The 4,549-nt window shown below is 69.3% G+C and carries 4 protein-coding genes and 1 pseudogene; all 5 read right to left on the bottom strand.

The genetic code is table 11. From position 1 onward, the window contains the following. Positions 1 to 618 (bottom strand): annotated as a pseudogene (locus C1I97_RS31965) (phosphatidate cytidylyltransferase); the annotation flags it as partial. After that, on the bottom strand, positions 618 to 1,175 hold the full coding sequence (gene frr, locus C1I97_RS31960) for a ribosome recycling factor (RefSeq protein ID WP_111006546.1): 558 nt from the start codon (positions 1,173 to 1,175) through the stop codon (positions 618 to 620). The gene frr and the pseudogene C1I97_RS31965, both read right to left, overlap by 1 nt. A gap of 189 nt (positions 1,176 to 1,364) precedes the next feature. Further along, a complete protein-coding gene (gene pyrH, locus C1I97_RS31955; RefSeq protein WP_111006545.1) occupies positions 1,365 to 2,123 on the bottom strand; it encodes a UMP kinase in 759 nt (252 codons plus the stop codon). Positions 2,124 to 2,330: 207 nt separating this feature from the next. After that, positions 2,331 to 3,167: a translation elongation factor Ts gene (tsf, locus tag C1I97_RS31950; protein ID WP_111006544.1), complete on the bottom strand. Its 837-nt coding sequence runs from the start codon at positions 3,165 to 3,167 to the stop codon at positions 2,331 to 2,333. Between the two features lie 168 nt (positions 3,168 to 3,335). Continuing rightward, the gene (rpsB, locus tag C1I97_RS31945; protein WP_111006543.1) at positions 3,336 to 4,286 is read right to left on the bottom strand and encodes a 30S ribosomal protein S2; all 951 of its coding nucleotides are present in this window, start codon (positions 4,284 to 4,286) and stop codon (positions 3,336 to 3,338) included. Between the last annotated feature and the right edge of the window lie 263 nt (positions 4,287 to 4,549).

Genomic DNA, 4,549 nt, shown 5'->3' with positions numbered 1-4,549 from the left:
CCCCCGCGCGTACCCGGCGACCACCATGGCCGCCCCGCCGACCGCCAGCGGCACGAGCGGCGCCCTGATGCCCTTGCGCTCCTCGAGCCGCTTGGTGAGCTCCCACAGCCCCACCACGACCGCGATCGCGACGACACCCACGAACACGGCCTTGACGACGAACAGCGACGCGACGATCACCACGCCGAGCCCGACCCCGACGCCTATGGCGGCGCCCAGGTCGCGCCCCGCGCTCTTCTTCTGCGGCGCCGGTGCGGGCGCCGGCTGCGGGGCGTCGGGCATGGGCTCCGGATTCTGCGGCGCCACCCCGTGGGAGGGCTGCGTCCGCGGTGTGTCGTGGGGCCGCTGCGGCGTCGCGTGGTACGGCTGCTGCTGCGGCTGGGGCACGCCGTCGCGGAACGAGGGGCCACCCGGCCGAGCGGCCCCCTGGTCGTCATCCTGGTTTCCGCCGTGGGCGGGCCCGTCGGGCACGATGGGCATGGGGCGAGTCCGTTGGGCGTCATGCGCATCGTATGCGGGACCCACCGGGGCGGCCCCCGGGACGGGTCCCTGGGCAGGTGACCGGTCCGCGGGCCCCCAGTACCCGGCCTGCCGCGGCCCCCAGGAAGAGTCGTTCATCAGATCTCGAGCAGTTCCGCTTCCTTGTGCTTCAGGAGCTCGTCCACCTGCGCCACGTACTTCGCGGTGGTGTCGTCGAGCTCCTTCTCCGCACGACGGCCCTCGTCCTCGCCGACCTCGCCGTCCTTGATCAGCTTGTCGATGGCGTCCTTGGCCTTGCGCCGCACGGCGCGGATGGACACCTTGGCGTCCTCGCCCTTGGTCTTGGCGACCTTGATGTAGTCGCGGCGGCGCTCCTCGGTGAGCTCGGGGAACACCACGCGGATGATGTTGCCGTCGTTGCTCGGGTTGACGCCCAGGTCGGAGTCGCGGATCGCCTGCTCGATGTTGCGCAGCGCGCTCTTGTCGAACGGGGTCACGACGGCCATGCGCGGCTCCGGCACGGAGAACGAGGCCAGCTGGTTGATCGGCGTCAGCGCGCCGTAGTAGTCGGCCACGATCTTGTTGAACATCGCCGGGTGCGCACGGCCGGTGCGGATCGCGGCGAAGTCCTCCTTGGCGACCACGACGGCCTTCTCCATTTTCTCCTCGGCCTCGAGGAGGGTCTCTTCGATCACCACTTGCTCCTGCGTGTCTTGAGTAGGCCCGGCTGCGGTTCCTTGTCGGGGCCGACGGCCGGCTGCGTCGCGTCTTCTTCCTGCACGGTTCCCGACCGGCGGGACATTGTCCATCCCCCGGTCAGGGCCCGCCCCGTCCGTCCTCCGGACAGGTGTCCTCCCGGCGAACCCGCGGCCGGGGTGCGCCGGTCAGCCCCGGCTGCCTTGGTCACCGACAAGCGTGCCGATCTTCTCACCCTTGACGGCTCGGGCGATATTGCCCTCCGTCAGGAGCTCGAAGACGACGATCGGGAGCTTGTTGTCGCGGCACAGCGTGATCGCCGTGGCGTCGGCGACCTTCAGGTCGCGCGTGATGACCTCGCCGTAGCCGAGCGAGTCGAACTTCACGGCGTCCGGGTTGGCCTTCGGGTCGGAGTCGTAAACCCCGTCCACCCCGTTCTTGCCCATCAGCAGCGCCTCGGCGTCGATTTCCAGGGCGCGCTGGGCGGCGGTGGTGTCGGTGGAGAAGTACGGCATGCCCATACCGGCGCCGAAGATGACCACGCGGCCCTTCTCCAGGTGGCGCACGGCGCGCAGCGGGATGTACGGCTCGGCGACCTGGCCCATGGTGATGGCGGTCTGGACCCGGCTGTCGATGCCTTCCTTCTCCAGGAAGTCCTGCAGGGCGAGGCAGTTCATCACGGTGCCGAGCATGCCCATGTAGTCCGAGCGGGCGCGGTCCATGCCGCGCTGCTGGAGTTCGGCGCCGCGGAAGAAGTTGCCGCCGCCGATCACGACCGCGATCTGCGCGCCGTCCCGTACGACGGCCGCGATCTCACGGGCGATGGCGTGCACCACGTCCGGATCGACGCCCAGGCCCCCACCGCCGGAGAAGGCCTCTCCGGACAGCTTCAGCAGAAATCGGCCGGGTACTTTGCCGTCGTCGCTCTTCTGGGCCTTGGTGGTCATGAGATCCCGCCTCTGTTACGTGGTGCACATGCGAAGAAGACCATTGCCGGTGGGGCGTTTCGCATCCCATGCAGCGGCAATGGCCTCCTCGTCAGATCTGCTGTCGTCCCCCGCGCGCGTGTGCGTGGCGGCACACGCGCGCGATGTGGACGACTGCTGTCGACCCTAGCCGGGTCGGGCGTCCGTCGCGGTGCGGACTCGAGACTCTCAGATGCCGACCTTGATGCGCGCGAAGCGCTTCAGGGTGACACCGGCCTCGTCCAGAACCTTCTGGACCGACTTCTTCTGGTCGAGCGCGTACGGCTGGCCGAGCAGCGTGGCGTCCTTGAAGAAGCCGTTCAGACGACCCTCGACGATCTTGGCGATCGCGGCCTCGGGCTTGCCCTCGGCGCGGGTGGTCTCCTCGGCGATACGGCGCTCGGACTCGACGATGTCGGCCGGCACGTCCTCCTTGGAGAGGTACTTCGGCGCGAAGGCGGCGATGTGCTGGGCGACGCCCTTGGCGACCTCGGCGTTGGGCTTGTCGAGCTCGACGAGGACACCGATCTGCGGGGGCAGGTCGGGCATCGTGCGGTGCATGTACGCGGTCACGAAGCCGTCGGAGAACTGCGCGAAGCGGTCCAGGACGATCTTCTCGCCGAGGTTGGCGTTGGCCTCGTCCACGTACGCCTGGACGGTCTTGCCGGACTCGATCTCGGAGGCCAGCAGGGCCTCGAGGTCGGCCGGGGAGGTCTTGGCGATGTGCTCGGCGATGGCCTTGGCCACGGCCTGGAACTTGTCGCCCTTGGCGACGAAGTCCGTCTCGCACTTCAGCTCGACGAGGACACCGGAGGAGTTGTCGTCGGCGATGATCGAGACCACGGCGCCGTTCTCGGCGGAGCGGCCCTCGCGCTTGGCGACGCCCTTCTGGCCCTTGATGCGCAGCGCCTCGACAGCCTTCTCGACGTTGCCCTCGGCCTCGTCCAGCGCCTTCTTGCAGTCCATCATGCCGGCGCCGGTGAGCTCGCGGAGCTTCTTGACGTCGGCGGCGGTGTAGTTCGCCATGAGTCTGTGAATCCTTCTCGAGGTCTGGAAGATCGAAGATCAGGGGGCCTGCGAGTCCCCGGGGGGCATCCCCTGGAGCGGGGGCCGCTGACGCACCGCTGATCCACAGGTGGACGGCGGGAGCGGTTTCATGTCCCCGCTCCCGCCGTCAACGCTGACGCTGACGGATCAGGCCTGCTCGCCCTCGGCGGCCGGAGCGGCCTCGGCCAGCTTCTCGGCCTCGGCGGCCGGAGCGGCCTCGGCGGCCGGAGCGGCCTCGGCGGCCGGAGCGGCCTCGGCGGCCGGAGCGGCCTCGGCCGGCTTCTCGCCCTCGGCGGCCGGAGCGGCGGCCTCGGCGTCGGCCTTCTTCTCGCCCTTGAGCAGGTCGCGCTCCCACTCGGCGAGCGGCTCGCCCGCGGCCTTCTCGCCCTTGCCCTCACCGGCGGCGCCGGAGCGGGCGATGAGGCCCTCGGCGACGGCGTCGGCGATCACACGGGTGAGCAGGGTGACGGAGCGGATCGCGTCGTCGTTGCCCGGGATCTTGTAGTCGACCTCGTCGGGGTCGCAGTTGGTGTCGAGGATGGCGACGACCGGGATGTTGAGCTTGCGGGCCTCGCCGACCGCGATGTGCTCCTTCTTGGTGTCCACGATCCAGACGGCGCTCGGCACCTTCTGCATCTCGCGGATACCGCCCAGGGTCTTCTCCAGCTTGGCCTTCTCACGGGAGAGGACCAGGAGCTCCTTCTTGGTCAGACCGGAGGACGCGACGTCCTCGAAGTCGATCTGCTCGAGCTCCTTCAGGCGCTGCAGACGCTTGTAGACGGTCGAGAAGTTGGTGAGCATGCCGCCCAGCCAGCGCTGGTTGACGTAGGGCATGCCGACGCGGGTGGCCTGCTCGGCGATGGCCTCCTGCGCCTGCTTCTTCGTACCGACGAACATGACCGTGCCGCCGTGGGCGACGGTCTCCTTGACGAACTCGTAGGCGCGGTCGATGTACGACAGCGACTGGAGCAGGTCGATGATGTAGATGCCGTTGCGCTCGGTGAAGATGAAGCGCTTCATCTTCGGGTTCCAACGGCGGGTCTGGTGACCGAAGTGGACGCCGCTCTCCAGCAGCTCCCGCATCGTGACGACGGCCATGGCCGTATCTCCTTGATTTTCCCGGTTGTGCCGCGGATGCCGGACGGCTTCCGCGCCTGACGCCCGCGGTGCGCCGTGCCACGAAGGACCGAGAGGCGCTGACACCGGCCGTTGCCGACCCGGTGTCGGGGCGTGCGAAGTCGACCCGGTGGCCCGGGTCGCCACCAGAAGTGTACGGGACTTGGGAGGCCCCGGGTGACGCCGCTGTCCACAACCGGCGAGTTGTCCACAGGTCCCGGCCGGGTCCGGCGGGGGTGCGGGAC

This window comes from Streptomyces sp. NTH33, from assembly GCF_003236365.1.
In the GTDB taxonomy this organism is placed as follows: domain Bacteria; phylum Actinomycetota; class Actinomycetes; order Streptomycetales; family Streptomycetaceae; genus Streptomyces.
This window is presented reverse-complemented; position numbering and strand designations above follow the sequence as displayed.

Coding starts and splice junctions, on each gene's coding strand:
- pyrH (WP_111006545.1), bottom strand. CDS start 2,123: ATGACCACCAAGGCCCAGAAGAGCGACGACGGCAAAGTACCCGGCCGA.
- rpsB (WP_111006543.1), bottom strand. CDS start 4,286: ATGGCCGTCGTCACGATGCGGGAGCTGCTGGAGAGCGGCGTCCACTTC.
- tsf (WP_111006544.1), bottom strand. CDS start 3,167: ATGGCGAACTACACCGCCGCCGACGTCAAGAAGCTCCGCGAGCTCACC.